We start from the raw sequence: 26071 nt of genomic DNA, 5'->3' as shown, positions 1-26071 counted from the left end.
GAAACAATTCAACTCCTACGACTTCCAGCTTCAAGGCTTACAGCTCATAACATGAAATCGTTCATCAAGTCCCAGCCCCACTGGGCCGTGGCCATCCTCGCCATCGTATTCGTCAGCGCCTACTGGTTTGTTTGGGCCGAGGATCGCTACCTTTCCCGTGCCACCGTGGTGCTGGAAAGCCCGCAAATTGCACAGCCAGACATCAGCTTCTCCTCCATTCTCACCGGTGCCGCCGGCGACAAGGATCTGCTGCTGCTGAGGGAACACCTGCTCTCGGTGGATATGCTCAAGCGGCTACAGGAAGAGCTCGGCTTCCGCCGCCACTACAGCGAACACGGCGACATCTTTGCTCGCCTTCACGACGCCGCGGCGCCCATTGAAGACCTCCACCAATACTACCTTCGCCGCGTAGACGTGGAGATGGATGAATATGCCGGCGTGCTCAATATCGAGGTGCAGGCCTACACCGCCGAGTTCGCCCACCAGATGGTCCAGCTGCTGCTCGAAGCTGGTGAGAGACACATGAACGATATGGGACAGCGGCTCGCAGAAGAGCAGGTTGCTTTCCTGGAACAACAGTTGATGCGCCTGGAAGGACGCCTTGACGAGGCCCGTGCCGAGCTGCTCGTCTTCCAGAACAGGGAAGGCCTGGTATCGCCCACCAGCACGGTGGAGAGCATCAACCAGGTGGTCGCGACGCTGGAGGGCGAACTGGCTCGCATGCAGGCCCAGCGCCAGGCGCTCTCGAGCTACCAGAGTGTGCAGTCCTCCGACATGCGCCGAGTTCAGGCCGAAATTGAAGCCCTGCGTGAGCAGATCGAGAAGCAGCGCGACCGTCTGGCTCAGGCTACCGGAGAGTCCCTCAACCGGATCTCGTCCGAGTATCAGACCCTTGAGCTCAAGGCACAGTTCGCCCAGGAGACCTACTCCAGTGCCCTGGCCGCCCTGGAGAATACCCGCCTCGAGGCTGCCCGAAAGCTCAAGCAGGTCAGCGTGCTGCAGAGCCCCCTGTTCCCCGAATACCCCACCAGACCGGACCGCCTTTATAACGCCACGTTGTTTGCCATCGTGGTTATATTCCTGGCGTTTATCGCCAGCATGCTGGTGTTGATCATTCGTGACCATCGAGACTGATATGCCCAAGACCTTCCTGATCACCGGCGGCGCCGGCTTCATCGGCTCCGCCGTGGTGCGCGAGCTCATCGAGAACAGCGACCATCGCGTGGTTAACGTCGACAAGCTCACCTACGCCGGCAACCTGGAGTCGCTGGCGAGCATCGCCGACTGCCCGCGCTACGCCTTTATCCAGGCGGATATCTGCGATGCGCCGGCCATGCAGCGCGCCTTCGCCGACCATCAGCCCGATGTGGTGATGCACCTGGCCGCGGAGAGCCACGTGGACCGCTCCATCGATGGCCCGGCCGAGTTCATCCAGACCAACGTGGTGGGCACCGCGGTGCTGCTGGAGGCCGCCCGTGGCTACTGGAAAGCGCTGCAGGCAAGCGACCCTCAGAAGGCCGAAGCTTTCCGTTTCCATCACATCAGCACGGATGAAGTCTATGGCGACTTGGCGGAAGGGCCTTCTTCCAGCTTCCAGCTTCCAGCTTCCAGCTCTCTGTTTACAGAGGAGACCCCCTACGCCCCCAGCTCGCCTTACTCCGCCAGCAAGGCGGGCTCCGATCACCTGGTGCGCGCCTGGCAGCGCACCTTCGGCCTGCCCACCCTGGTGACCAACTGCTCCAACAATTATGGGCCCTATCACTTCCCCGAGAAGCTGATCCCGCTGATGATCCTCAACGCCCTGGCCGGCAAGCCGCTGCCGGTCTACGGCGATGGTCAGCAGATCCGCGACTGGCTCTTTGTGGAAGACCACGCCCGTGCGCTGATCAAGGTCGCCACCGATGGCCAGGTAGGGGAGACCTACAACATCGGCGGCCACAACGAGAAGACCAACCTGGAAGTCGTTCAAGCAATCTGTGCGTTGGTGGACGAACTGAGGCCCAAAACTTCCAGCTTCCAGCTTCCAGCTTCCAGCTTGATAATCTTCGTCGCCGACCGCCCCGGCCACGACCTGCGCTACGCCATCGACGCTGGCAAGATCGAACGAGAGCTCGGCTGGGTGCCGCAGGAGACCTTCGAGACGGGCCTGCGCAAGACGGTGGAATGGTACCTGGCCAACCGCGAGTGGTGGCAGCGGGTGCTGGATGGCAGCTACCAGGGCGAGCGGCTGGGAGTGGTGTGAGGCGATTGGCCACGGACGACACGGACTACCACAGACAACACCCTTTAAAAACCAAATATATATAAAATCTTTTTTTGGTTTTGTCTGTGATTTTCATGTGTGTCCGTGGCTATTTCCAATGGAGAGGGAGGGTATGCTCAAACTGGAAGGGCTAACCTATGCCATTCGAGGTGCCGTATTTGAAGTCAGCAAGCAGCTCGGCCCCGGGTTTCTTGAAAAGGTTTATCAAAAAGCGCTGGCTGTTGAGTTGCAGGATAGAGGTCTTCACGTTGAAGAAGAAAAACCTGTCAATGTCTATTACAAGCGTCGGCTTGTAGGAGATTACAGGGTGGACCTTCTGGTAGAGAATAGTGTGATTATAGAACTAAAAGCTCAAAACCAGTTACCTCCTTCTGCCGAACCTCAACTCATCAATTATCTTCGCGCGACCGGATTCGAGGTTGGCCTGCTGATTAACTTTACCTACCCAAAGGCCACCATCAAACGAATCGTTTTATGAATTCTACACGGACGACAAGGGCTTTCACGGAACGGGTGTTTAAGAATTAATATTTTTGGGTTTTGTCCGTGATTTCCGTGAGTGTCCGTGGCAACCAAGGATTTCTATGAAAATTTTGATTACGGGCAGCAACGGCCAGGTGGGCTTCGAGTTGCAGCGCCAGCTCTGCCTGCTGGGCACGGTGCTGGCCCCCACACGACAGGAGCTTGACCTCGCCAACGAGAAGGCCGTGGCCCACTGGCTTGAGCAGCACCAACCCGATCTGATCGTCAACGCCGCGGCCTATACCGCGGTGGACAGGGCCGAGGAAGAGCCCGCGCTGGCGCGGCGCCTCAACGCCGAGCTCCCGGCCCAGCTGGCCGAGTACAGCGCCGCCCGGGGCCAGTGGCTGGTGCACTACTCCAGCGATTACGTCTACCCCGGCAGCGGCACAGCCCCCTGGCAGGAGGACGAAAACCCCTGGCAGGAGCAGGACGCCACCGGGCCGCTCAGCGTCTACGGCCAGACCAAGCTGGAGGGCGACCAGGCGGTTCAGCAGAGTGGCTGCCAGCACCTGATCTTTCGCACCAGCTGGGTCTACAGTGCCCGTGGTAATAACTTCATGAAGACCATGCTGCGACTGGGTCGGGAACGTGACGCTCTGAAGGTGGTCAGCGACCAGGTCGGCGCCCCCACCCCGGCACGGCTGATCGCCCAGGTCACCGCCCTGGCGCTTGCCCCATCCAAGACGCTCTCCAGCGGGATCTACCACCTTGCCCCCGGCGGCGAGACCAGCTGGTACGGCTTCGCCTGCGAGATCTTTCGCCAGGCCGCCGAGCGGGGGAAGGACTTGGCGATCACGCCAGATAACGTCGCGTCTATCCCTACCACGGAATATCCCACCCCGGCACAACGGCCACTCAATTCTCGGTTATGCTGCCAGGAGCTCGAAAGGGCGCTCGGCATCACCCTCCCCAGCTGGCAGGAACAGCTAGCGCTGACGCTGGAAGAACACCTCAACTACAGCTAATCATTGCCACGGAAAACACGGAAAACACGGAAAAACGGACTACCATGGACAAGATTTTAAACACTACATTTTGGTTTTTTCCCTTGTCCGTGTTTTCCGTGAGCGTCCGTGGCTAATCGCCCTAATCAACTCAGGAGTTCTATGATGCAACGCAAAGGCATTATCCTCGCAGGCGGTTCGGGCACGCGGCTTCACCCCATCACCCGCGGCGTCTCCAAGCAACTGCTGCCGGTCTATGACAAGCCGATGATCTACTACCCCATCTCGGTGCTGATGCTGGCGGGTATCCGCGAGATCCTGGTTATCTCCACCCCCGAAGACCTGCCCCAGTACGAGAACCTGCTGGGCAGTGGGGAAGATTTTGGCCTGCGCTTCGAGTACGCAGTGCAGCCGAGTCCCGACGGCCTGGCCCAGGCCTTTATCATCGGCGAAGAGTTCATCGGCGATGACCCGGTGTGCCTGGTACTGGGCGATAACATCTTTCACGGCCAGCACTTCAGCGAGCAGCTCAAGCGGGCGGCGGCCCAGGAGGGCGGCGCCACGGTGTTCGGCTACCTGGTGAAGGACCCCGAGCGCTTTGGCGTGGTGGAGTTTAACGAGCAGGGCAAGGCCATCTCCATCGAGGAGAAGCCAACCCACCCGAAATCACCCTATGCGGTCACTGGCCTCTACTTCTACGACAACGACGTGGTCGAAATCGCCAAGCAGGTGAAGCCCAGCGAGCGTGGCGAACTGGAGATTACCAGCGTCAACAACGCCTACCTGCAGCGAGGCGACCTGCGCGTGGAGCGCCTGGGGCGCGGCTTCGCCTGGTTGGATACCGGCACCCACGACAGCCTGCTGGAGGCCGCCCAGTACGTGCAGACCATCGAGCACCGCCAGGGGCTCAAGGTGGCCTGCCTGGAAGAGATCGCTTGGCACAATGGCTGGATCAGCACCGAACACCTCACCGCCTGCGGCAATGCCCTTAAGAAGACCGGCTACGGCCAGTACCTGCTGCGCATTGCGAAAAGCTGACGCTGCACTTGTAGAAGCCCGATTTATCGGGCGAAAGCGACAGCCGTCAACAGCATCTCGAAGGAACCCGATTTATCGGGCGATGTACTCCTCACTCTTCACAAGCGCGAAGCGCGATCACCCCTCACGGTCAACTCATGCAATATGAAACCCTCGCCATCCCCGACGTCGTCCTGCTCACGCCCAAGGTGTTCGGCGACGAACGCGGCTTCTTCATGGAAACCTTCCGCCAGTCCGAATTCGAGCAGCACTGTGGGAACTACCAATTCGTGCAGGACAACCACAGCCTCTCCGCTCACGGCATCCTCCGCGGGCTGCACTATCAGCTGGAGAAGCCCCAGGGCAAGCTGGTGCGGGTGACCCGCGGCGAAGTATTCGATGTGGCGGTGGATATGCGCCAGAGCAGCCCCACCTTCGGCCAGCGGGTAGGCGTGACGCTCAGTGAAGAGAACAAGCAGCTGCTGTGGGTGCCGCCGGGATTCGCCCATGCCTTCTATGTGACAAGTGTAGAAGCAGAGTTTCAGTACAAGTGCACCGATTACTACAACCCCGGCGACGAGTACTGCATCCGCTGGGACGACCCGACGCTCGCCATCGAGTGGCCGCTGGTGGGCGCCAAGCCGCCTCGCGTATCCGAGAAGGACGGACAGGGCGAATCCTTCGTGGATGCAGCGACGTTCACTTAGCGGGCCGCAGGCATCGTACTCAGCGTGGTGCAAGCACTGGTCACCGAGGTAAATGAGCGCGAAGAGGGGCGCCTGCGCGTGGCGGACTGGGAGTAATCAATATTCGCCAGGTCGATCACGAGATAGATGGCCAGGTGCTGCGCAACAAGCGTGTGGTGCTGCGCCCGGCAAAGCCTAGGCATTGTCAATACGCGATCGATGTCAACGCTTTATCCATCACGGTAACCATGTTGTGAGAACTATGATCAAGTCGTTATTTTCAAGGATGAAACTGGGGAAGCAGGATCCCGAACGCCTTCGAGGGCATCTGGACTATTTCGAACAAGGCATCGTAGGTGGCTGGGCCGGTAAGCCATCACGCTCCAGCAGCACCAAACTTGAGGTATTGATCGACGGGAAAGTGATAACCACGATAAACACCAGTGGAGCGCGCAAGGATCTCGCAGCGGAAGGCTTTCCAGAGCGAAACAACTGTGGTTTCACCAAGAAGATCGACGTTTATCCTTACCTGAATGCCAAGGCCGACAAGGCAAGCAAGCTCAGGGTTCGCTTCGAGGAAACGGGGGCAGAGCTCTCCAAGTCACCACTGGAACTCCCCAAGCCGGACATCCGTTACCATATCGATAGAGTAGATCCAGCTGGCATTCAAGGGTGGATGTATGATGCCAACTATCTGGAGCTGGACCTTGCACTGGATATGCATATCGATGGCAAGCAGGTCGCACGTATCGAGATCGACCAAGAGCGTCACGACATGGTAGCCGCCGGTCATCCAAAACCTCGCTGTGGTTTCTACTTTCCCCATACCGACTACCTGGACCCTGCCCAGTTTGGTTTCATCACGGCCACCATCGCCGGTACGGACATCCCGGTATTTTCCAAGCCGCTGATTGTCGAACCGCTAGGTGCAAAGATATCGGCATTGACGGACTTGGCCAAGGCGATTCGAGAACTCGCCGGCCAGACACCGGATCGCCGGCATGAATGGCTCCTTCGCGACCTTCTGCCAAAGATGATCGAAGATGCCCGTAGAACTCGAGGCACTTCACTCCCCAACGGCTATACGGGAAGACACATTCGACTGGGTGATAAACAGCCAACCGGTATGGTCGATGTCGTGATCCCCGTGTACGGGGGTTACGAGGAAACACTGGCTTGTATCGACAGTGCGCTGAAGGCCAAGGTCAAGACCGAGCACCGACTTGTCGTTATCAATGACAAGTCACCCAATGAGAAGTTGACCAAGGCGCTACGCACCCACGCTGGCCAGCACGGCTATACGCTGCTCGAGAATGAACACAACCTTGGCTTTGTCGGTACCGTGAACCGCGGTATGCGGTTACATAACAACGCCGACGTCGTACTCCTGAACTCCGATACACTGGTGCCAGACAGCTGGTTGGACACGATAGTAGCGGCGGCATACTCCGACCCGCTGATCGCGACTGTTACGCCATTCTCCAATAATGCCACCATCTGCAGTTATCCTAACTTCTGCCAGGACAACCAACTTCCTGACGGTGCCACCGCCAACGACATGAACCGGGTGTTCGGCAAGGTCAACGCCGGCAAAACTATCGACCTGCCTACGGCCCATGGCTTCTGCATGTTCATCAAGCGAGCCGCCTTGCAAGAGGTGGGAGTCTTTGATGATGAGAAGTGGGGTAAGGGCTACGGTGAGGAAAACGATTTCTCATTGCGCGTCGAGCAGCATGGTTGGCGCAACGTGATGGCGCTCGATACCTTTGTTCAACACCTGGGTTCAGTTTCCTTTGCCGAAAATGCTGACCAGTTCATTGCCAACAACCTCGAAGTGTTGAATGGCCTCTATCCTGACTATGCAGAAAACGTAGCCGCCTTTGTCAAGCAGGATCCCGTGCGGCCCTACCGCAATGCCGTCGCCCTCGAGCAACTCAAGCGGGAAGTGGCCACAGCCAAGGTGCAAGCACCGGCCAAGGGAAAGACGATGCTCTTCGTATCGCTTACCTTCGGCGGCGGCACTCAAGTAGCCACCGATGATCTGGCTAGTCTACTCAAAGACGAAGGGCAGTGCGTGTTGATGCTGACCTCACCCAAGAAGGGTGTATGGAAGCTCTCCAGCCACGTCAGCAATGCCCATGTCGATTATGCCTGGCCGGGGGAGAAGGAGCAGCTGGTCAAGGACCTCAAGGCGCTGGATGTGTGGCACGTTCATTATCACCATACCATCGAGTTCCCGAAAGATATCTGGGAACTGCCCAAGGCATTGGGTGTGCAGTATGACGTGACGATTCATGACTACTTTACGATTTGCCCAAGGGCGAATCTGATAGATGAAACAGGTGTATATTGTGGTGAGCCTCCTGTAGCGGCCTGTAATAAGTGTATAAAAGATAACGGTACCCATCTTGGTTTACTGCTGGATATTAGCAGTTTTAATCATGATGTTGCTGAGTGGAGACGTTTTTACCACGAAAAGCTTGATCAAGCTAGAGCAGTTATCTGTCCCACTAGCGATGTATCTGATAGGCTGAGTAGATTTGTTAGTCTTAAGAATATCCAGGTTCGCCCGCATCCTGAGGAACCCTACAAGATAAAATTATCTCCACTGCCAAAAGATCAAAATATCAATGTGGCCTTCATTGGTGCTATTGGTAAACATAAGGGCTTTGATGTTCTTGTGGATATAGCAGCGCATGCGGAGAAATTTCAACTTCCTATACAGTTTACTGTCATCGGGTATACAGAAAATGATGAAACTATTTCCCAGTTCAGCAATGTGACCGTATTGGGAAAATACGAAAAGGAAGAACTGCCAGACATCATAGAGAAAAGTGGTTGTCATGCTACGGCCATCATGAGTGTATGTCCGGAGACATTTGGCTATGTGTTGAGTGAAAGCTTGAGAAATGGCCTCGTCCCTTTTTCGTTTGACCTTGGCTCTCCTGCTGTAAGACTCCGAGAAGTTCTTAGTGAAGATCTTGTTATTCCTTTATCGTCTACTGCACAAGTTATCAATCAATTTATAGTGGAAGGCCTCCCCAGGATTGTCGACAAAATCAACCAAACAAAAGATGACAGTGGATGCATAGCTCATGTTGATTCTGGGTTCTATAGCGATAGGCTTAAAAAATATTATTCATTTAAGGTGAGTTAATGTCTACGATATACTTACATATTGGTGCTAATAAGACTGGCTCAAGCGCAATCCAAGCATTTCTTAATTCGAACCGTGACGTGTTGGACGGTTATGGTTTTCATGTTCTTGATAATGTTTATGATAATGCACACTATCCTTTGAGCTATGCGCTAGGTTGTGGTCCTAAGCTTAATGATATTAATGAGCAGGATGAGTTAAAAAAAACATTAGATGAAATCGAAAAAAATAAAGATAAAAAAATAATTATAAGCTCTGAGTACTTCATCTTGGAAAATGACCCAGGGAAAATAGCAAAATATTTTTCGGGTCATGATGTAAAGGTCATTGTTTACCTTCGGCGGCATGATTTATGGTTGGAATCACTCTATAATCAAGCCGTAAAGACTGCCCCTGGAATACCGTGGGAAGTTGGTATATATTCTTATATAAATTACATAAAAAGCAATAAAAAGCAAGAAATTTCTTTCAAAAGGCTACTTATGAAATGGGATCGCGTGTTTGGTAAAAATAACATTTTGGTAAGGCCTTATGAGAGAGATGGTTTTCTTGATGGAAGCATCGTGTCGGATTTTTCAATTTCTGTTGGCGCCCCTATTATAGATTCCGATAAGGGAGTTGGGGGGGTGGTGAATAAGTCCATACCTGTACAGTATGTCCCTATAGTAGAAGTGATAAAAAAAGTTGGAAGAGTCAATCAGAGAGATCTTTCCAAACTTGTGAATTGGACTCTGACTCGAGATCCAGATCCGAGGTTCGCATTGCTCAATGACGATCAGAGAACCTTGATTATATCTGAATATATTGAGGAGTATGAATTTATAGCCAGTCGCTATAAAGCCAAAAACTTTCAATTCTTTAGTGACTTTTCATCAGGGTATGGAAAAAAAGAAGTTCCTAGAGTTAACTTGCTGCAGTCTTTGAAGGTGTTGGGTGAGTTGGCTGGAAGTATTTAATTCCTAGAGTTTGTGTGAGAATTTGTTTATGGAAAATAAGAGAAGCAGATTTAATCAACTTTCTTTTGGTTTCAGGGAGGCTATTAGGTTTGTTGTTGATTGTGACCCTTTGGCTGGCTCTAAGTTGCTTTCAGATTTTTATTTAGCGAGGTCTGTTTATCTCCCTCACCCTGTTAGTGAAAGCGTTGAAACCTATTGTTATAAAAATGAAATTGTAGGGTTGGCAAATGTTCTTTACTTTTGTGATGGTGCTGGTGGGCATAGGTGGGCTGCCGTTCAAGTTACCTCATTCATTAATGTTGTATATATAGATGGTGATATTTACGTCATAGATGGTGATGGGGCTGGGGCGGTTAATAAGGCACTTGGATGTATTGATTTCTCCATAGACATGAATAATACAGTAGGACGCTTCGGTGGTTTTTTGATTGGCCATGCAAGGCCATATCATTACATTTATGATCAGATGGCATCTTTAGTAATGATAAGCCGTTCTTTAGGTAAAGTTACCTGCGCGAGAGCGCAGCCCCTTTTTATCTCCCCAGGTTTTTTGGGTATAAGTGGTGTTGAGATAATTGATTATGAGTCAATCGAAGGTGAAGTTTTTATATATCCTTGTTTAGTGCGTGGTTCAAGCTGTTTTAATAAATCGGATTCAGAATATTTGGTTTCTGTTCAGGGTATCGAAAGTAGTTTTAGGCGTTACGTTATTGGTAGCATGTGTGGCCAGGGCGTTAATAGGGTTTCAAAAGAAGAGATTAATGTTTACTTTGGCATTACTGGGCAAAAAAGAAAACTGATAAACCAGGTTGAAGTGTGTTCCCATCTTCATAAAGAATTATCGAATATTTTTGCAAAAGTTAATATTTTTGTTGATGGTCTAACTGCGAAAGAAGGTGAAAAGCTAAAAAATGTTGATGATCAGAATGTTTTTTTTGATATTGTTAGAGAGTTAGGTGATAAAGATTTAACCTGTCTTGTTGGAATGGGTTATCATGAAAAGGTCGCTGCTGCATTAAAGTGCGATTTGTTTGTAGCCAATGCAGGGTCTGGATGTATAGCTCCGTTACGGCTAGCAAGGATTCCTGGAGTTCTCCACTCAAACAAAGACCTTTCAACATTTCCTAATGAGTATAATTTTACAGTAATTAATGTTGATGATTCATGTGTATTAGAGCATGGTGAAAATAAGCGTCCCGATGCTAGAGACTATTCTATCCTTAAAGAAAATATTTTTGATTTAGTGTGTGAGGTTATTAAAATTGAAAAAAATTCTTGATTGCACTCTCCGCGACGGTGGCTACTACAACGCCTGGGATTTCTCCCCTAAACTGATTCACCAATACTTGGATGCTATGCAGGCCGCCGGGGTGGATGTGGTGGAGCTGGGCTTCCGCACCTTGAAGAACCAGGGCTTTCAAGGGCCTTGTGCCTTCACCACCGATGATTTTATTTGCAGCCTGACGATTCCGGCAGGTTTGACCGTGGGGGTGATGGTCAACGGCAACGAGCTGGTGGGGGAGGTGCCCCAGCAGGAAGCGCTGGAACGGCTGTTCCCCAATGCGGCGGCGGATTCGCCGGTGGATCTGGTGCGCATTGCCTGCCACGTGCACGAGTTCGAGCGGGCGCTTCCCGCGGTAACGTGGCTGAAGGAGCGTGGCTATCAGGTCGGCTTCAACCTGATGCAGGTGGCGGATCGTTCTGAGGAAGAGGTGAAGGCGCTCGCCCGTATGGCCAAGGCCTACCCGATGGATGCGCTCTACTTCGCTGACAGCATGGGCAGCATGAGCCCCGACCAGGCGGCGCAGATCATCCAGTGGTTCCGCAGCGAGTGGAAGGGCGCCATGGGCATCCATACCCATGACAACCTGGGCCTGGCACTCTCCAATACCCTGCGGGCGCTTGACGAGGGCGTGACCTGGGTAGACTCCACCGTGACCGGCATGGGCCGTGGGCCGGGCAACGCCCGCACGGAAGAGCTGGCCATCGAGATCGCCGAGCGTCGCGGCAAACCCGCCAATATGGTGCCGCTGATGGTGCTGCTGCGTGAGCACTTCAAGCCCATGCAGGCCCACTACGGCTGGGGCACCAACCCCTACTACTACCTGGCCGGCAAGTACGGCATTCACCCCACCTACATCCAGGAGATGCTCAGCGACTCCCGCTACAGCGAAGAGGACGTGCTGGCAGTGATCGAACACCTGCGGGTAGAAGGGGGCAAGAAGTTCAGCCTCAACACCCTGGATGCAGCTCGCCACTTCTATCGCGGTGAGCCCACCGGCCAGTGGTCCCCGAAAGAGCGCTTTGCCGGGCGTGACGTGCTGCTGCTGGGTACTGGTCCCGGCGTGGCCCGCCACCGCGAGGCGCTGGAGCGCTATATCCGCGACCACCAGCCGCTGGTGCTGGCCCTCAATACCCAGAGCGCTATCGATGCCGAGCTGATCGACCTGCGGGTGGCCTGTCACCCGGTGCGCCTGCTGGCCGACTGCGATGCCCATACCCGGCTGCCGCAGCCGCTGATCACGCCGTACTCCATGCTGCCAGCGGATGTGCGCGACTCGCTGGGGGAGAAGAAGGTGCTGGATTTCGGCCTTAACGTGCAGGCGGATACCTTTAGCTTTGACGATGCTCACTGCACCCTGCCGACCTCGCTGGTGGTGGGCTATGCGCTGGCGGTGGCGACCAGCGGCGAAGCGCAGCGCGTCTTGCTGTCGGGTTTTGACGGCTACGGCGCCGGTGATCCGCGCAGCCAGGAGATGCACCAGCTGCTGGAGCAGTACCAGGCCGCCGAGGGTGCGCTGCCGATGACCGCCATCACGCCGACCCGCTACGGGCTGCATAGCGAATCGGTCTACGCGCTCTAAGACCGTGGGTTTGCCCCGGTTCTTCTCGTTCCAACACACATCAACATGAGGCCGCTATGCGCAGTGTGGTCATGATTCCCGCCCGCTATGGTTCCAGCCGCTACCCGGGCAAACCGCTGGTGCCCCTGCTGGGCAAGCCGATGATCCTGTGGGTCGCCGAGCTCTCGGCCCGTGCCGTGGGCGCCGAAAACGTCTATGTCGCCACCGAAGATCAGCGTATCGCCGAGGTCGTCGAATCGGCGGGCTTTCAAGCGGTGATGACCAGCGACGATGCCCTGACCGGGACCGACCGCCTGGCCCAGGCCGCCGAGCAGGTCGAGGCGGATATCTATATCAATGTCCAGGGCGATGAACCGCTGGTCGATCCGGCGGATATCCTCAAGGTACGCGACGCCAAGCTGGCCAATATGGAGGCCATCATCAACGGCGTCAGCTGGGTGGGGGAGAACGAAGACCCGCACAGCGTCAATATCCCCAAGGTGATCACCAACGAGCGTGACGAGCTGGTCTACATGTCACGGGTAGCGCTACCGGGCTTCAAGGACGCCAAGTGCGCGCCTCAGCGCTACAAGAAGCAGGTCTGCATCTACGCCTTCACCCGCGAGGAGCTAGCCGCCTTCCGCTGTTTTGGCCGCAAGAGCGAGCTGGAGCATTCAGAGGACATCGAGATCCTGCGCTTCCTGGAGCTGGGCAAGACCATCCGCATGGTGGAAACTCACCCGGGTAGCCTGGCGGTGGATGTGCCCGAAGATCTCGCCAAGGTCGAGGCCGCCTTGGAACAGGCGGGGCGAGCGCCAGCATGATGCGGCCGATTTCTGATTACATCACCCTGGTCTTCGACTGCGACGGCGTGGTGCTCGACTCCAACAAGGTCAAGACCGAGGCTTTTTATCAAGCCACCCTGCCCTACGGCGTGGCCGCGGCACAGGCGATGGTGGAGTACCACGTCGCCAACGGCGGGGTGTCGCGCTATAAAAAGTTCGCCTACTTCCTGGAGCAGATTTCTCCAGCACATGCTGACCTGCAGCAGGGCCTCGACCTGGAGGCGTTGCTGCAGGCCTATGCCGGCCATGTGCGCGAAGGGCTGCTGAGTTGTGACATGGCCCCCGGCCTGGAAGCGCTGCGCCAGCAAACCCCAGATGCGCGTTGGCTGATCGTCTCCGGTGGCGACCAGGCCGAGCTGCGCGACATGTTTGCAAGCCGCGGCATCGCCGAGTGGTTCGATGGCGGCATCTTCGGCAGCCCCGATACCAAGGACGAGATCCTGGCCCGTGAGCTGGCTTCCGAGAACATCCAGCAGCCGGCCCTGTTTCTTGGTGACAGCAAATACGATTATCAAGCAGCCAGCGCGGCTGGGCTGGATTTCGTGTTCTTGAGCCACTGGAGTGAGGTGGCGGGTTGGCAAGAATGGGTTGCCGGGTTAGGGATTGCCACTGCAGAGAACATCCGTGAATTTGTGTAATGTTTCAATCCAGGTAGAGTAGCGCTCCTTGTTATCATTTGTTCATATCCCCAAAACCGCCGGCACCAGCTTTCGCCTCGGCGCTGAACGCTATTTTGGCCGTGAAAGCATCGTCTATGACTACGGCAAGGACTCATCGGCGACTACGCCATTCGCTATCGAGCCTCTTTATCAAGAGCCCAAGGATTTCTGGCAGTTCAAGAAGCGCTGTGAGCAGAATGACGCTGCCATGGTCGGTGGCCATGTCAACGCCAATCGGTTCATTTCGCTCTTCGGTGCTGGCCAGTCGCTGACCTTCCTGCGCGATCCCCTGCAGCGCATGGCATCGGAGTACGCCCACTTCATCCGCCACTATGAGTACAAGGGCAGCTTTCACGGTTTCTATTCTCGGCCGATCATGCATAATCGCCAGAGTAAGATTCTGCATGGCGTGGATGTGGAGGCGATCGGATTCGTGGGGCTGACCGAGCGCTACGCAGAGAGCCTGGAAGTACTCAATGCCCGCTACGCTATCGAGATCCCCCAGCGCGAGGATAATCGCGGCAGGAAGCGCCTGGAGGCGCAGCATCAGATAACCGCCGAGGATGAGGCTGAGTTCCATCGGCTCAACAAGCGTGATATCCGGCTCTTCGATCAGGTCGCCGAGCTGTTCGATAAGCGCTACCGGCTATTCCAGGCAGGCAAGCCCTGGGCCCATGCGCGGCTGGTGGAGGTGCAGCCCCAGCGTATCACCGGCTGGGCCTGGTGGGCCGGGGAGGGCGATGAGCCGGTTGCCGTGGAGGTGTGGGTCAACGGTGTACTGGCCGATACGGTCACTGCCGTGGAACTGCGCCCGGGGCTGTGTCGCCTACTGCCGCCGCGCGGTGGCTATGTGGGGTTTCATCTGCCGGTAAAACTCTCCCCCGGAGATCGGGTACAATGCCGCGTTGCAAGTACCGGACAGTGGTTTCCGTTGAAGCCACGCCGGGTCCCCAAACCGGAAGCTTAATGAACGCACGGAATCGCGAACGCATCGACAAGGGCTCACGCTGGCTGACCGGCTGGCTGAACGATACGCCGCTGGCGCGCCTACCGCTGGCACGGTTGCAGCCTCATCACCAGCTGCTACGGGTGGATGCCCAAGGCACCGGCTATGAGTGGCAGGCCATCGGGGAGGAACCCAAGTTCCTGTTGACTCGCGGCCTGCCGTTGCCGGGGTGGCAGATGCTGGAAGTGGCCATGCAGCACGACCAGCCCAGCGTGGCGGTGAAGCTCTACCTGGATACCGGGCTGGGCTTCAGCGAGGCCCAGAGCATCTACCTGCCGTTGAAGAGTGGCCGGGTAACCAAGCGGCTGTTCTACGTGCCCAGGCGGCTCAAGGCGCTGCGCTTCGACCCCATGGAAAGCGAGGGGTGCTTTACCATCCAGCAATTGCAGATTGCCTGGCTGACCCCCTGGTTCGCCCATGATCGCCTGGCCCAGCGCCTGGCCAATATGCACCATCAGTGGCGAGGCGTGAACAAGCGCGAGGTGATCAGCACCCTCAAGCACCAGGCCAAGGAGCATGGAAGGCACTGGCGAGATCTTGCGCTCGAAAAGTATGAGGCCACCTTCGAGCGCTTGACCGCCCGCAAGAGCTACTCCCGCTGGCTCGAAAGTCGCCACCAACTGACGGCCACTCATGCGCAAGGGGTGATCGAGAAGCTTCCACGCAAGCCGCTCATCTCGGTATTGGTGCCGGTCTATAACCCGCGCATCGAGTGGTTACGCGAGTGCCTCGATTCGGTGATGGCCCAGCACTATCCACACTGGCAGCTCTCCATCGCCGATGACGCCTCTAGCGACCCAGAGGTTCAGCAGGTGCTGTCGTCCTACGCCGAGCAGGATGCTCGGGTGAAGGTGGTGCACCGCCCCGTGAATGGCCATATCTGTGCCGCCAGCAATAGCGCACTCGAATCGGCCGAGGGCGAGTTCGTGGCTCTGCTGGATCACGACGACTGTCTGGCGCCCCATGCGCTGACCCATGTCGCCGAGGCGCTGCATCGCCAGCCTGATGCTGGCTTGCTCTACAGCGACGAGGACAAGCTCAACGAGGCCGGCGAGCGCTTCGACCCGCACTTCAAGCCCGAGTGGAACCCCGACCTGCTGCTGACCCAGAACTATATCTCTCACCTCGGCGTGTACCGCACCGACCTGGTGCGCGAGGTGGGTGGCTTCCGCGAGGGCTTCGAGGGTAGTCAGGATCACGACCTGGCGCTTCGTGTGACGTCACGCCTGGCACCGGAACAGATCGTGCATATTCCCCAGGTGCTCTACCACTGGCGGGCCGGGGAGGGGTCAACCGCCCTGCGGAGCGGCGAGAAGGACTACACCAGCGAGGCGGGGATCAAGGCCGTGAGCGATCATCTGGCTCAGCGGGTGCCGGACGCCAGGGTGGAGGCGGGCCACTTCCCCAACACCTACCGAGTGCGTTGGCCGCTGCCCGAACCGACGCCGCTGGTCAGCCTGCTGATTCCCACGCGCGATCGCGTCGAGATCCTCAAGCCCTGCGTGGACGCCATCCTCGAGCGAACCGACTACCCTAGTCTCGAGGTCCTGATCCTGGACAACCAGAGCACCTGCACCGAGACCCTGGCCTACATGCAGGCGGTGAGCGAGCGCGATGAGCGGGTGCGCATCCTGCGCTGGAATGAGCCGTTCAACTACTCGGCGATCAATAACTTCGGCGCCCTGTACGCCAAGGGCAGCATCCTGGGCCTGGTCAACAACGATATCGAGCCGATCCATGGTGACTGGTTGTGCGAGATGGTCAGCCAGGTGTGCCGACCCGAGATCGGCTGCGTGGGGGCCAAGCTGTATTACCCCAACGATACGATTCAACACGGCGGGGTGATCCTCGGTATCGGCGGGGTCGCGGGCCATGCCCACAAGTACTTCAGCCGCAATTCTCCGGGCTACTTCACCCGACTGCACCTGGCGCACAACCTCTCGGCAGTCACGGCCGCCTGCCTGTTGGTACGCAAGGCGGTCTTCGAGGAAGTGGGCGGGCTCAACGAGGAGCACCTGGCGGTGGCCTTCAACGATGTGGACCTGTGCCTGAAGGTGTGCGAGGCGGGTTATCGCAACCTGTGGACCCCCTATGCCGAGCTCTACCACCATGAGTCGGTGTCCCGTGGGGCCGACGACAACGCCAGGAAGCGGGCGCGCGCCGCCGGTGAGGTTGAGTACATGCGTCGTACCTGGGGTGAGAAGCTGGACAACGACCCGGCCTATAACCCCAACCTGACGCTGGTGCATGAGGATTTTTCGTTGCGCTGACGCGGTGAGCGCTTCGCTTGTGAGGTGTGAGCGCCCTGCGGGCTGGTGAGTCGTTAGAAAACGCGCGCCAAGCTGGTGCTGTGCGTTATAGTTAGTATAATTGTGTGTATCATATTGCTGTTTTTGTGGAGGGGGCTATGGCCACCTTGCTGGAACGTCCCGAGGATGCCGTTTCTGCTACGGCGATGGCGCGTGGCTTCAGTGCTCGGCTGAAGGAAATCTCCTCCCGGGATACCGATAGGCTGGTGATCTTCAAGGACAACCAGCCCGTCGCCGTCATGATGAATGTGCAGGCGTATCAAGATCTTGTCGATGAGCTCGAGGATCTTCGCATCGAGGCCATCGCGCGTGATCGGCTGGCCAGCTATCAGCCGGATCAGGCCATGTCCCATGAGGAGATGCGTGCCCTGTTCGAATCTCCACAAGGTCAGGATGAGTGAGCCATGGCGTGGCAGGTTATCTACCACCCTGAGGTTCAGAAGGATCTGCTGCGCCTGGGCTCGGCCGCAGCCAAGCGCATACTCGACGTGATCGAAACTCGTATCCGTGACGGTGAGCCCGATAAGCTGGGCAAGCCGCTGAGGGGCGTCTTGTCAGGCTGCCGACGCATCCGCACCGGCAATACACGAATCGTCTATCGTGTGGATGGGGAGGCCATCCAGGTGCTGATCGTGGCCGTGGGGGCACGGCGTGACGAAGAGGTCTATAAGCTGGCTGATCGGCGGTTATGAACCGTGAACGCTGGCTGCTGTTGAGCGACGGGGCGCGGCCGACCGAGGATATCTATTTCCTCGAGTCGGTCGCGCCCCTTCTGCGTTCCGAGGGCCATGATGCAGGCCGGCTGGAGGTGCGCGGCTGGCGCTGGCGGCTGGCACGCTGGGTGTTGGCTCGGCAGCCGGGGGCACACCTGGTGCTGTGTCGTACGCTGCCGGAGCCGGTGCTGCGCTGGCTGGAGCGGGAACGTGGGGCCTTTGGGCGTATCCGCTATCTGATCGATGATGATCTGGACGCGGCGGCGGAGGATGCAACCCTGCCTGGGGTGTACCGGCAGCGCATGGCCAAAGCAGCGGCGCAGCAGCCTCGGCTGCTGGCGCTGGCCGATGAGGTGGTGGCGTGCAGCGAGGCGCTGGCCGAGCGGCTGCGCGAGCGGCATGGCCAGGTGAGGGTGATGACGCCGCCACTGATCGCTTCACTTCCCGAACTCGCACACTTCGGGCTCGCCCCTTCCCGGGAGCAGCCCTGGCGGATCGGCTTTCACGGCACCCGGGCGCACCTGGCGGATCTGGCGCATATCGCTCCGGCGCTGCAGGTGCTACAGCGCGACCGAGGGGACACCGAACTGGAGGTGATGCTGGGCGGGCATGTGCCCGAAGCGTTGGACGAGTTGCCGCGCACGCTGTGCCCGGCACCGCTGTCGTGGCCCAGGTTCCGCCGCTACCAGGCACAGCACCGGATCCATATCGGCCTGGCACCGCTGCTCGATACGCCGTTCAACCGCGGCAAGTCGTTCATCAAGTTCCTGGACATCACCGCCATGGGTGGGGTGGGGATCTATTCGAATCGTGCTCCCTACACCGAGATCGTCGAGCATGGTGTGAACGGCCTGCTGGTCGGCGATGACCCCGCCGAGTGGCAGCGCTGGCTGGAGTGGCTGTTGGAGCACCCCGCCGAGGCGCGGGCCATGGCGCAGGCCGCGGCAAAGGCGACGGATGCCCAGCGATGCCGGGAGCTGTGAGCCCGGGAATGATTTGCCTCATATCTCTTTATGGAATAAAAAGATTAACATTGATTCCTTCTGGATATTTGTGATGGGCGCTACTCTAGGGGCCATTGCTCCAGGATCCGGGAGGACTACAGATGGCGTTACCGGCATATCAGCATGAGATCGACACCGCGCAGGCCAGCGCGCTGTTGGAATCGCAGTCGGCCGAGGCGCGGGTCGAGTGGGCGTTGGCGAATCTGCCCGGCAGCTTCCTGCTCAGCTCCAGCTTCGGCATTCAGTCGGCCGTGCTGCTGCACCTGGCCACGCGCATCGAGCCGGAGCTTCCGGTGGTGCTGGTGGATACCGGCTATCTGTTCCCCGAGACCTACCGTTTCGTCGATGCGCTGACCGAACGCCTGAATCTCAACCTCAAGGTGGCTAAGCCCGCGTTGAGTCCTGGCCATCTGGAGGCGCGCCACGGCAAGCTCTGGGAGCAGGGCCTGGCGGGCCTTACCCGCTATAACCACCTGATGAAGGTGGCGCCGATGGAGAGGACGCTGGAGGAGCGGCAGATAGGCACCTGGTTTGCCGGTCTGCGCCGCCAGCAGTCCGGTTCTCGCGAGCAGCGCCCGGTGGTGGAGCAGCGCCATGATGGGCGCTACAAGGTCTACCCGCTGATCGACTGGCATAGCCGCGACGTGCATCGCTACCTCACCGAGCATGACCTGCCCTATCACCCGCTGTGGGAGAAGGGCTACATGACGGTCGGCGACTGGCATACCAGCCAGCCCCTGCAGCCCGGCATGAAGGAGGAGGAGTCACGCTTCTTCGGCCTGCAAAGGGAGTGTGGGTTACACCTTTAAAGCTTGAAGCTGGAAGAGCGGCGCTGTGCGCCTGGAAGCTGGAAGAATGCCGCTTGGCGGCATAACTCCCAAGCCTTGCGGCCGTTGGGTTTTCTTCCAACTTCAAGCTTCCAGCTCCGGGGGAAGCCCGGGTCTTCAAGCTCCCGGCGTAGTCGGGCTAAAACGGAAACACCAGCGGCGTGAGCACCAGAACCCCAGCCGAGTAGGTCAGGCTCACCGGCAGGCCGGTCTTGAGGAAGTCGCTGATGCGGTAGCGGCCGGGGGAAAATACCATCAGGTGGGTCTGGTAGCCGTAGGGAATCAAAAAGCAGGCGCTGGCACCGTAGGCCACGGCCATGATGAAGGGCATGGGGTCGGCGCCGAAGGCTTGGGCGGTGGTCCAGGCCACCGGGAAGGCTAGGGCGGCGGCGGCATTGTTGGTCACCGTCTCGGTGAGTAGCAGCGTCAGCAGGTAGCAGCCGACGAAGGCGGCCATCACCCCGTAACCGGCGAAGAGTGTCTGCATGCCCTGGGCGAGCAGCGCGGCGGCCCCTGAGCTCTCCAACCCCTGGGCGATGGCCAGGGCCGAGCCGATGATCAGCCACAGCTCGAACGGGAAGCGCCGGCGCAGCTCGGCCGGGCTGAGAATGCGGGCAGCGAGGAGCCCTGCCATGAGCAGCAATAGCCCATGAAAGAGAGGCAGTAGCTCCAGCGCAGCCAGGCCGATGACCGCGGCGAAGCCGCCCAGGGTGAGCCAGCTCTCCAGGCGATTGAGCGGAGGGCGCTTGAAGCTTCCGCTGAGCAGATGGAAGTTGCGATCGATGTTGCGGTGCTGGCGGAAGTCGCCGCCCACTGCCAGCACCAGGCAGTCCCCCACGCGTAGGGGAATCTGGCCCAGCTGCCCCTCCAGCCGCCTTCCCCCGCGGCGAATCCCCACCACCCCGGCGTTGAACATGCTGCGAAAGTCCACCTCCTGCAGCGTCTGGCTGGCCAGCTCCGATTCATGTGAAATCACCACTTCCACCAGGTTGGTCGCCAGCAGGTCGTCGGCCTGATGGCCGAAAAGCTTCAGTCCCGGGAAGCGCTGCAGTGCCTGAACCTTGCCCACTTCGCCGGTGAACACCAGGGTGTCACCCGCCTGGAGCAATTCCTCCGGTGCCACTGGGCTGATCAGTCGCCCCTCGCGTTCGATCTCCAGCAGGTAGAGCCCCTCCAGGCTGCGCAACTGGTTCTCCTCGATGCTTTTTCCCACCATCTCCGAGCTGGCCTCCAGGTCGGCGGCCAGGAAATAGGAGAGCTTCTCGGCGGTGTCTTCCGGCTGGTGCTCGGGGAGTGTGCGCGCCCGCCAAAGCAGCACCCCGAACGTCATCAGCGCCACTGGCACGCCCACCAAGCTGAACTGGAACATACCCAACTCGAAGCCGCCGGTGCCCAGCGCGAAGGAGTTGACGACCAGATTGGTCGAGGTGCCCACCAGGGTGGTCATACCGCCGAGGATGGAGGCGTAGGAGAGGGGAATCAGCAGCCGCGAGGGAGCGATACGCTTCTGCCGTGAAATGGCCCCGAGAAAGGCGGCCACCACAGCGGTATTGTTGAGGAATGCCGAGAGCAACGCGCTGGCGCCCATCAGGCGTGCGGTAGCGGTGGCCTCGCGGCCATTCAGCAGGCGCTGGGAGAGCCAGTCGAGCAGCGGCGTGCGCTCCAGGGCCAGCGAGACCAGCAGTAGTAACAACAGGGTGGCCAGCGCAGGGTTGGTGTACTGCGCCAGCAGCGTGGCGGTGTCCACCAGGCCGAACACCAGGTAAGCCCCCGCCAGGCCCACGAAGGCGATGGCGGGGCGCACCGCGCCGCTGATCAGCAGGCCGAGGAGTCCGGCAATCGAGAGAAGCACCGCCCAGGTCATCACGCGTCGTCCTTGAAGGCTTTGGAAAGTTCAGGTTCGCAGCTTGTGAGATTCTACTTGGGCTTTTATGATGAAGTCGAATGCAAGCTTGTTCGATTCTATGCTTTCGATAGAAAAGGTATTTAAATCAATCGCTAGGATATGAAGTGAGCGCTAAACATTTGTCGCCCCAAGAGCTCAGCGAGTGCCGCCTACAGGCAGTCAGGCTGCGCCTGGACGGCCATACTGTGGCCGAGACGGCTCGGCGAACGGGGCTTTCGGCGCCGACGGTATCAGCGGCCTGGAAGGCGTTTCTCGAGGGCGGCTGGGAGGCGGTGCCGGTCAGGGTGCGTGGGCGCAAGGCCGGCCAGGCAGAGAGACTGAGCCGACAAGCCCAGCAGGCGTTGGCTAGGTGCCTGGCGGCTCAGCCGGCGGGTGACGAGCCCGCCTGGAGCAGCCGGGCCCTGGCCGAGGTGCTTAAGGCAGAGGGCTATACGGTATCGCCGCGGGCCGTCGACCACTGGCTGGAGGCGCGTGACCTCAAGCCGGAACCGTTGGTACTGGAGGGCCTCGAGCGCAGGCGCTCGACTGCCGGTCGCTGGTACCGCCAGCAGGTGCAGCCGGTGCTGGAGGAAGTGCGCCGCGCGCATGGCGACATCTGGCAAGGTGGCGTGCGTGTATCCAGGCCAGGTGATCAAGTCGTCGACGAACCGCGCCGCTACCAGCTCTATCTGCATGGCAAGCGGGGTGTGCTCCTGAGCCGCTGTTTTGCCTCGCCGCCCGTCGCCGATGATTACCTGGCGCTGTTCCAACGGCTGCCCGCCCAGGCCAACGCTCCGGTGGCGCTGGTCTTCCATGGGGCGCACTTCCAGGCGTGCTCACAAATTCGGCAATGGCTTGATACGCACACGGAATTCCATCTGATCAACGTTCCTGCGGGACTGCGCTCGGCGCCGGAAGCTAAGCAAAAGGAAAGATGATGACGACACTGACACACCTGCAACGGCTAGAAGCCGAGAGCATCCAGATCATGCGCGAGGTGGTCGCCGAGACCGAAAACCCGGTGATGCTCTACTCGGTGGGCAAGGACAGCGCGGTGATGCTACATCTGGCGCGTAAGGCCTTCGCACCGGCGCCGCCACCCTTCCCGCTGCTGCACGTGGACACCCGCTGGAAGTTCCGTGCCATGTATGAGTTTCGCGACCGGATGGCTCAGGACGTGGGCATGGACCTGCTGGTGCACATCAACCCGGAGGGGGTGGAGAAGGACATCAATCCCTTCACCCACGGTTCGGCGATTCACACCGACGTGATGAAGACCGAGGGCCTCAAGCAGGCATTGGACAAGTACGGCTTCGATGCCGCCTTCGGTGGGGCGCGTCGCGACGAGGAGAAGTCCCGCGCCAAGGAGCGTATCTTCTCGTTCCGCACCGCCCAGCACCGCTGGGACCCGAAGAACCAGCGCCCCGAGCTATGGAAGCTGTTCAACACCCGCAAGCACAAGGGCGAGTCGATCCGTGTCTTTCCGATCTCCAACTGGACCGAGCTGGATATCTGGCAGTACATCTACCTGCAGAATATTCCCATCGTGCCGCTCTACTACTCCGCCGAGCGGCCGGTCGTGGAGCGCGATGGTGCGCTGATCATGGTCGATGACGAGCGCATGCCGCTGGAGCCCGGCGAGGTGCCGATGATGCGCAAGGTGCGCTTCCGCACGCTGGGCTGCTACCCGCTCACCGGCGCCATCGAATCCGAAGCCGACACCCTCCCGGCGATCATCCAGGAGATGCTGCTGACCAAGACCTCCGAACGCCAGGGCCGCGTGATCGACCATGACAGCGCCGCCTCCATGGAAAAGAAAAAGCAGGAAGGGTACTTCTAACGCGCCTCAGGCGCCTCAGGCGCCTCAGGCGCGTTAGAAAGCTGGAAGCTGGAAGAGCGGCGCTTCGCGCCTGGAAGCTGGAAGTCCCCTGCTTCGCCGGGAGCTAGAAGCTGGAAGCTAGAAGAAACACCTTTTGTTCTTGGGCTAGCCTCTAGAATAGGTCAAGGGGGAAGGGATAAGGCATGGATTTCGAGAAGCTACAGGTGTGGAACCGGTCGGCCAGGCTCTCGGCGGAGCTGTACAAGACGATGCGGGATCTGCGCGATTTCGGATTCAAGGATCAAATTACGCGCTCCGGGCTTTCGGTGCCCAGCAATATCGCGGAGGGCATGACCCGTGGAACGCCAAAGGACAAGCGGCACTTTCTGCTGATTGCCAAGGGGTCGTGCGCCGAGCTGAGAACACAGATCTACATCGGTATCGATATCGGCTACATCGACAAGGCCAGCGGTAACCGATGGATACAGGAAACGAGAGAGATTGCCGCCATGCTCTCCGGGCTGATCGGCAAGCTCACCAACGAATGAATCGGCTGCGAGGCTATGGGGTTGGGGTTTCTTCCAGCTTCAAGCTTCCAGCTTCAAGCTAAAGGGTTTGGCATGGCACATTCCTCCGACATGATCGCCGGCGATATCGAGGGCTACCTCAAGTCTCACGAGCACAAGGGACTGCTGCGTTTCATCACCTGCGGCAGCGTCGACGACGGCAAGAGCACCCTGATCGGGCGGCTGCTGTTCGAATCCAAGCTACTGTTCGAGGATCAGCTGGCCGCCATCGAAGCCGATTCGAAGAAGTATGGCACCCAGGGCAACGAGATGGACTTCGCGCTGCTGGTGGATGGCCTGGCCGCCGAGCGCGAACAGGGCATCACCATCGACGTGGCCTATCGCTTCTTTTCCACCGACAAGCGCAAGTTTATCGTCGCCGATACTCCCGGGCACGAGCAGTACACCCGCAACATGGTGACCGGTGCGTCTACTGCCGATGCGGCGATCCTGATGGTCGATGCCCGCTACGGTATCCTCACCCAGACCCGCCGCCACAGCTTTTTGATGTCGCTGATCGGCATGCGCCACGTGGTGGTCGCCATCAACAAGATGGACCTGGTGGACTTCTCCAAGGCGCGCTTCGAGGAGATCGTCGAGGAGTACCGGGAGTTCGCCAAGCAGCTAGGCCTGGAGGAGATCACCTTCATCCCGATGTCGGCGCTCAAGGGCGACAACGTCATCGAGCATGGCCACCACATGCCCTGGTACCACGGGCCCACCCTGATGGCCTACCTGGAAACCGTGGAGGTCGACGACGAGCGTTTGCAGCGCAACCCGTTCCGCCTGCCGGTGCAGTGGGTCAACCGCCCCAACCTGGATTTCCGCGGCTTCAGTGGCATGATCGCCAGTGGCAGGGTAAAGCCCGGCGATGCGATCCGCGTGCAGCCTTCCGGCAAGACCAGCACCGTCAAGCGCATCTACACCTATGACGGGGACCTGGACGAGGCGGTGGCCGGGCAGTCGATCACCCTGCTTCTCGAGGACGAGATCGATATCTCCCGCGGTGACGTGATCTCCGGCATCGAACAGCCATCCCAGACGGCCGACCAGTTCGAGACCACCCTGGTGTGGATGCACGACCAGCCGCTGCTGCCGGGCCGCCCCTATCTGATGAAGCTGGGCACCCAGAACGTCTCGGCCACGGTCACCGACATCAAGTACCAGGTGAACGTCAACACCCTGGAGCACACCGCGGCCAAGCAGCTGGACCTCAACGGGATCGGCGTCTGCACCCTGAGCCTCAACAAGGCGGTGGCCTTCGACCCCTACAAGGAGAGCCAGGATACCGGCGGCTTCATCCTCATCGACCGGATGACCCACAACACCGTGGGCGCCGGCATGCTGCACTTTGCCCTGCGCCGCAGCCAGAACATCCATATGCAGCACGTGGATATCGACAAGCAGGCCCGTGCGCTCTCCAAGGGGCAGACGCCGGCGGTGCTGTGGTTCACCGGCCTTTCCGGTGCCGGCAAGTCGACCATCGCCAACCTGGTGGAGAAGAAGCTGCACGCCGCTGGCCAGCACACCTATTTGCTGGATGGCGACAACGTGCGCCACGGTCTCAATCGCGACCTGGGCTTCACCGACGCCGACCGCGTCGAAAATATCCGCCGCGTGGGCGAGGTCGCCAAGCTGATGGCCGATGCCGGCCTGATCGTGCTGACTGCCTTCATCTCGCCGTTCCGCAGCGAGCGTCAACTGGCTCGGGACCTGGTGGAGGACGGCGAATTCATCGAGATCTTCGTCGACACTCCGCTGGACGTCGCCGAAGAGCGCGACCCCAAGGGGCTCTACAAGAAGGCTCGCCGCGGCGAACTGAAGAACTTCACCGGCATCGACTCGGCCTACGAAGCCCCGGAAAACCCGGAGCTGTGCCTCAAGACCACCGGGCTGAGCGAAGAAGATGCTGCGGATGCTGTGATCGAGTTGCTGAGAGAGCGCCAGATCGTAGCTTGAAGCTGGAAGAGCGGCGCTTCGCGCCGGGAAGCTGGAAGATTGCCGCTGCGCGGCATAACCCCCGAACCTTGGGTTGTGGGGTTTTCTTCCA

The 26071-nt window shown here is 58.7% G+C and carries 23 protein-coding genes; 22 read left to right on the top strand and 1 reads right to left on the bottom strand.

The window, feature by feature from the left end:
* Nucleotides 1-51: 51 nt before the first annotated feature.
* The 18 genes from ACM26W_RS14325 to ACM26W_RS14240 all read left to right on the top strand — a co-directional run bounded on the left by ACM26W_RS14325 (nucleotide 52) and on the right by ACM26W_RS14240 (nucleotide 19733).
* On the top strand, nucleotides 52-1134 hold the full coding sequence (locus ACM26W_RS14325; RefSeq protein ID WP_416137646.1) for a chain-length determining protein: 1083 nt from the start codon (nucleotides 52-54) through the stop codon (nucleotides 1132-1134).
* Between the two features lies 1 nt (nucleotide 1135).
* Nucleotides 1136-2242 (top strand): dTDP-glucose 4,6-dehydratase, encoded by a 1107-nt coding sequence (gene rfbB, locus ACM26W_RS14320; protein WP_416137645.1) that lies wholly within the window; start codon nucleotides 1136-1138, stop codon nucleotides 2240-2242.
* A 133-nt stretch (nucleotides 2243-2375) separates the two neighbouring features.
* Entirely contained in the window at nucleotides 2376-2741 is a 366-nt protein-coding gene (locus ACM26W_RS14315) for a GxxExxY protein (protein WP_416137644.1), read from the top strand.
* A 106-nt stretch (nucleotides 2742-2847) separates the two neighbouring features.
* Nucleotides 2848-3750, top strand: a complete 903-nt coding sequence (gene rfbD, locus ACM26W_RS14310) for a dTDP-4-dehydrorhamnose reductase (protein WP_416137643.1) — start codon at nucleotides 2848-2850, stop codon at nucleotides 3748-3750.
* Nucleotides 3751-3894: 144 nt separating this feature from the next.
* The gene (gene rfbA / locus ACM26W_RS14305) at nucleotides 3895-4767 is read left to right on the top strand and encodes a glucose-1-phosphate thymidylyltransferase RfbA (RefSeq protein ID WP_416140899.1); all 873 of its coding nucleotides are present in this window, start codon (nucleotides 3895-3897) and stop codon (nucleotides 4765-4767) included.
* A 137-nt stretch (nucleotides 4768-4904) separates the two neighbouring features.
* Nucleotides 4905-5453, top strand: coding sequence for a dTDP-4-dehydrorhamnose 3,5-epimerase (gene rfbC, locus ACM26W_RS14300; RefSeq protein WP_416137642.1), 549 nt, complete (start codon nucleotides 4905-4907; stop codon nucleotides 5451-5453).
* 241 nt (nucleotides 5454-5694) lie between these two features.
* Nucleotides 5695-8589, top strand: a complete 2895-nt coding sequence (locus tag ACM26W_RS14295) for a glycosyltransferase (RefSeq protein WP_416137641.1) — start codon at nucleotides 5695-5697, stop codon at nucleotides 8587-8589.
* Nucleotides 8589-9545 (top strand): hypothetical protein, encoded by a 957-nt coding sequence (locus ACM26W_RS14290; RefSeq protein ID WP_416137640.1) that lies wholly within the window; start codon nucleotides 8589-8591, stop codon nucleotides 9543-9545. The genes ACM26W_RS14295 and ACM26W_RS14290 overlap by 1 nt, the downstream gene beginning before the upstream one ends.
* Nucleotides 9546-9573: 28 nt before the next feature.
* Nucleotides 9574-10824 carry a hypothetical protein gene (locus tag ACM26W_RS14285; protein ID WP_416137639.1) on the top strand — a complete coding sequence of 417 codons (1251 nt, stop codon included), beginning with the start codon at nucleotides 9574-9576 and terminating at the stop codon, nucleotides 10822-10824.
* A gap of 76 nt (nucleotides 10825-10900) precedes the next feature.
* Nucleotides 10901-12409 carry an aldolase catalytic domain-containing protein gene (locus ACM26W_RS14280; RefSeq protein ID WP_416140898.1) on the top strand — a complete coding sequence of 503 codons (1509 nt, stop codon included), beginning with the start codon at nucleotides 10901-10903 and terminating at the stop codon, nucleotides 12407-12409.
* A 56-nt stretch (nucleotides 12410-12465) separates the two neighbouring features.
* Nucleotides 12466-13212, top strand: coding sequence for a 3-deoxy-manno-octulosonate cytidylyltransferase (locus tag ACM26W_RS14275; RefSeq protein WP_416137638.1), 747 nt, complete (start codon nucleotides 12466-12468; stop codon nucleotides 13210-13212).
* Nucleotides 13209-13871, top strand: coding sequence for an HAD family hydrolase (locus tag ACM26W_RS14270; RefSeq protein ID WP_416137637.1), 663 nt, complete (start codon nucleotides 13209-13211; stop codon nucleotides 13869-13871). The genes ACM26W_RS14275 and ACM26W_RS14270 overlap by 4 nt, the downstream gene beginning before the upstream one ends.
* A 28-nt stretch (nucleotides 13872-13899) precedes the next feature.
* Entirely contained in the window at nucleotides 13900-14859 is a 960-nt protein-coding gene (locus ACM26W_RS14265) for a hypothetical protein (RefSeq protein WP_416137636.1), read from the top strand.
* Nucleotides 14859-17168 (top strand): glycosyltransferase family 2 protein, encoded by a 2310-nt coding sequence (locus ACM26W_RS14260; protein ID WP_416137635.1) that lies wholly within the window; start codon nucleotides 14859-14861, stop codon nucleotides 17166-17168. Before ACM26W_RS14265 ends, ACM26W_RS14260 begins: the two co-directional genes overlap by 1 nt.
* A gap of 137 nt (nucleotides 17169-17305) precedes the next feature.
* Entirely contained in the window at nucleotides 17306-17608 is a 303-nt protein-coding gene (locus ACM26W_RS14255) for a hypothetical protein (protein WP_416137634.1), read from the top strand.
* Between the two features lie 3 nt (nucleotides 17609-17611).
* Nucleotides 17612-17899, top strand: a complete 288-nt coding sequence (locus ACM26W_RS14250) for a type II toxin-antitoxin system RelE family toxin (protein ID WP_416137633.1) — start codon at nucleotides 17612-17614, stop codon at nucleotides 17897-17899.
* Nucleotides 17896-18903 (top strand): glycosyltransferase family protein, encoded by a 1008-nt coding sequence (locus ACM26W_RS14245; RefSeq protein ID WP_416137632.1) that lies wholly within the window; start codon nucleotides 17896-17898, stop codon nucleotides 18901-18903. The genes ACM26W_RS14250 and ACM26W_RS14245 overlap by 4 nt, the downstream gene beginning before the upstream one ends.
* A 122-nt stretch (nucleotides 18904-19025) precedes the next feature.
* Complete coding sequence (locus ACM26W_RS14240) at nucleotides 19026-19733, top strand: phosphoadenylyl-sulfate reductase (RefSeq protein ID WP_416137631.1); 708 nt, start codon at nucleotides 19026-19028, stop codon at nucleotides 19731-19733.
* A gap of 157 nt (nucleotides 19734-19890) precedes the next feature.
* On the opposite strand, the gene ACM26W_RS14235 is transcribed toward ACM26W_RS14240, so the two are convergent.
* Nucleotides 19891-21615, bottom strand: coding sequence for an SLC13 family permease (locus tag ACM26W_RS14235; protein WP_416137630.1), 1725 nt, complete (start codon nucleotides 21613-21615; stop codon nucleotides 19891-19893).
* 146 nt (nucleotides 21616-21761) lie between these two features.
* On the opposite strand from ACM26W_RS14235, the gene ACM26W_RS14230 reads away from it, so the two are divergent.
* The 4 genes from ACM26W_RS14230 (at nucleotide 21762) to cysN (ending at nucleotide 25980) form a co-directional block, all read left to right on the top strand.
* Nucleotides 21762-22574: a helix-turn-helix domain-containing protein gene (locus tag ACM26W_RS14230; RefSeq protein ID WP_416137629.1), complete on the top strand. Its 813-nt coding sequence runs from the start codon at nucleotides 21762-21764 to the stop codon at nucleotides 22572-22574.
* Complete coding sequence (gene cysD, locus ACM26W_RS14225) at nucleotides 22574-23476, top strand: sulfate adenylyltransferase subunit CysD (protein ID WP_416137628.1); 903 nt, start codon at nucleotides 22574-22576, stop codon at nucleotides 23474-23476. The genes ACM26W_RS14230 and cysD overlap by 1 nt, the downstream gene beginning before the upstream one ends.
* Before the next feature lie 182 nt (nucleotides 23477-23658).
* On the top strand, nucleotides 23659-24003 hold the full coding sequence (locus ACM26W_RS14220; RefSeq protein WP_416137627.1) for a four helix bundle protein: 345 nt from the start codon (nucleotides 23659-23661) through the stop codon (nucleotides 24001-24003).
* Nucleotides 24004-24075: 72 nt separating this feature from the next.
* Nucleotides 24076-25980, top strand: coding sequence for a sulfate adenylyltransferase subunit CysN (gene cysN / locus ACM26W_RS14215; RefSeq protein ID WP_416137626.1), 1905 nt, complete (start codon nucleotides 24076-24078; stop codon nucleotides 25978-25980).
* Nucleotides 25981-26071 lie beyond the last annotated feature (91 nt).

The organism is Halomonas sp. HK25 (genome assembly GCF_047795635.1).
Lineage (GTDB): Bacteria > Pseudomonadota > Gammaproteobacteria > Pseudomonadales > Halomonadaceae > Halomonas.
The sequence above is the reverse complement of the archived record's forward strand: the minus strand, read 5'-3'. Positions and strand labels throughout refer to the sequence as shown.

Excerpts from the sequence above, each read along its gene's own strand:
- ACM26W_RS14285 (WP_416137639.1), top strand. The coding sequence starts at position 9,574 with ATGGAAAATAAGAGAAGCAGATTTAATCAACTTTCTTTTGGTTTCAGG.
- ACM26W_RS14325 (WP_416137646.1), top strand. The coding sequence starts at position 52 with ATGAAATCGTTCATCAAGTCCCAGCCCCACTGGGCCGTGGCCATCCTC.
- ACM26W_RS14260 (WP_416137635.1), top strand. The coding sequence starts at position 14,859 with ATGAACGCACGGAATCGCGAACGCATCGACAAGGGCTCACGCTGGCTG.
- ACM26W_RS14270 (WP_416137637.1), top strand. The coding sequence starts at position 13,209 with ATGATGCGGCCGATTTCTGATTACATCACCCTGGTCTTCGACTGCGAC.
- ACM26W_RS14240 (WP_416137631.1), top strand. The coding sequence starts at position 19,026 with ATGGCGTTACCGGCATATCAGCATGAGATCGACACCGCGCAGGCCAGC.
- rfbC (WP_416137642.1), top strand. The coding sequence starts at position 4,905 with ATGCAATATGAAACCCTCGCCATCCCCGACGTCGTCCTGCTCACGCCC.
- ACM26W_RS14245 (WP_416137632.1), top strand. The coding sequence starts at position 17,896 with ATGAACCGTGAACGCTGGCTGCTGTTGAGCGACGGGGCGCGGCCGACC.
- ACM26W_RS14295 (WP_416137641.1), top strand. The coding sequence starts at position 5,695 with ATGATCAAGTCGTTATTTTCAAGGATGAAACTGGGGAAGCAGGATCCC.
- rfbD (WP_416137643.1), top strand. The coding sequence starts at position 2,848 with ATGAAAATTTTGATTACGGGCAGCAACGGCCAGGTGGGCTTCGAGTTG.
- ACM26W_RS14220 (WP_416137627.1), top strand. The coding sequence starts at position 23,659 with ATGGATTTCGAGAAGCTACAGGTGTGGAACCGGTCGGCCAGGCTCTCG.
- rfbA (WP_416140899.1), top strand. The coding sequence starts at position 3,895 with ATGCAACGCAAAGGCATTATCCTCGCAGGCGGTTCGGGCACGCGGCTT.
- ACM26W_RS14235 (WP_416137630.1), bottom strand. The coding sequence starts at position 21,615 with ATGACCTGGGCGGTGCTTCTCTCGATTGCCGGACTCCTCGGCCTGCTG.
- rfbB (WP_416137645.1), top strand. The coding sequence starts at position 1,136 with ATGCCCAAGACCTTCCTGATCACCGGCGGCGCCGGCTTCATCGGCTCC.
- cysN (WP_416137626.1), top strand. The coding sequence starts at position 24,076 with ATGGCACATTCCTCCGACATGATCGCCGGCGATATCGAGGGCTACCTC.
- ACM26W_RS14275 (WP_416137638.1), top strand. The coding sequence starts at position 12,466 with ATGCGCAGTGTGGTCATGATTCCCGCCCGCTATGGTTCCAGCCGCTAC.
- ACM26W_RS14290 (WP_416137640.1), top strand. The coding sequence starts at position 8,589 with ATGTCTACGATATACTTACATATTGGTGCTAATAAGACTGGCTCAAGC.
- ACM26W_RS14255 (WP_416137634.1), top strand. The coding sequence starts at position 17,306 with ATGGCCACCTTGCTGGAACGTCCCGAGGATGCCGTTTCTGCTACGGCG.
- ACM26W_RS14280 (WP_416140898.1), top strand. The coding sequence starts at position 10,901 with ATGCAGGCCGCCGGGGTGGATGTGGTGGAGCTGGGCTTCCGCACCTTG.
- ACM26W_RS14250 (WP_416137633.1), top strand. The coding sequence starts at position 17,612 with ATGGCGTGGCAGGTTATCTACCACCCTGAGGTTCAGAAGGATCTGCTG.
- cysD (WP_416137628.1), top strand. The coding sequence starts at position 22,574 with ATGACGACACTGACACACCTGCAACGGCTAGAAGCCGAGAGCATCCAG.
- ACM26W_RS14315 (WP_416137644.1), top strand. The coding sequence starts at position 2,376 with ATGCTCAAACTGGAAGGGCTAACCTATGCCATTCGAGGTGCCGTATTT.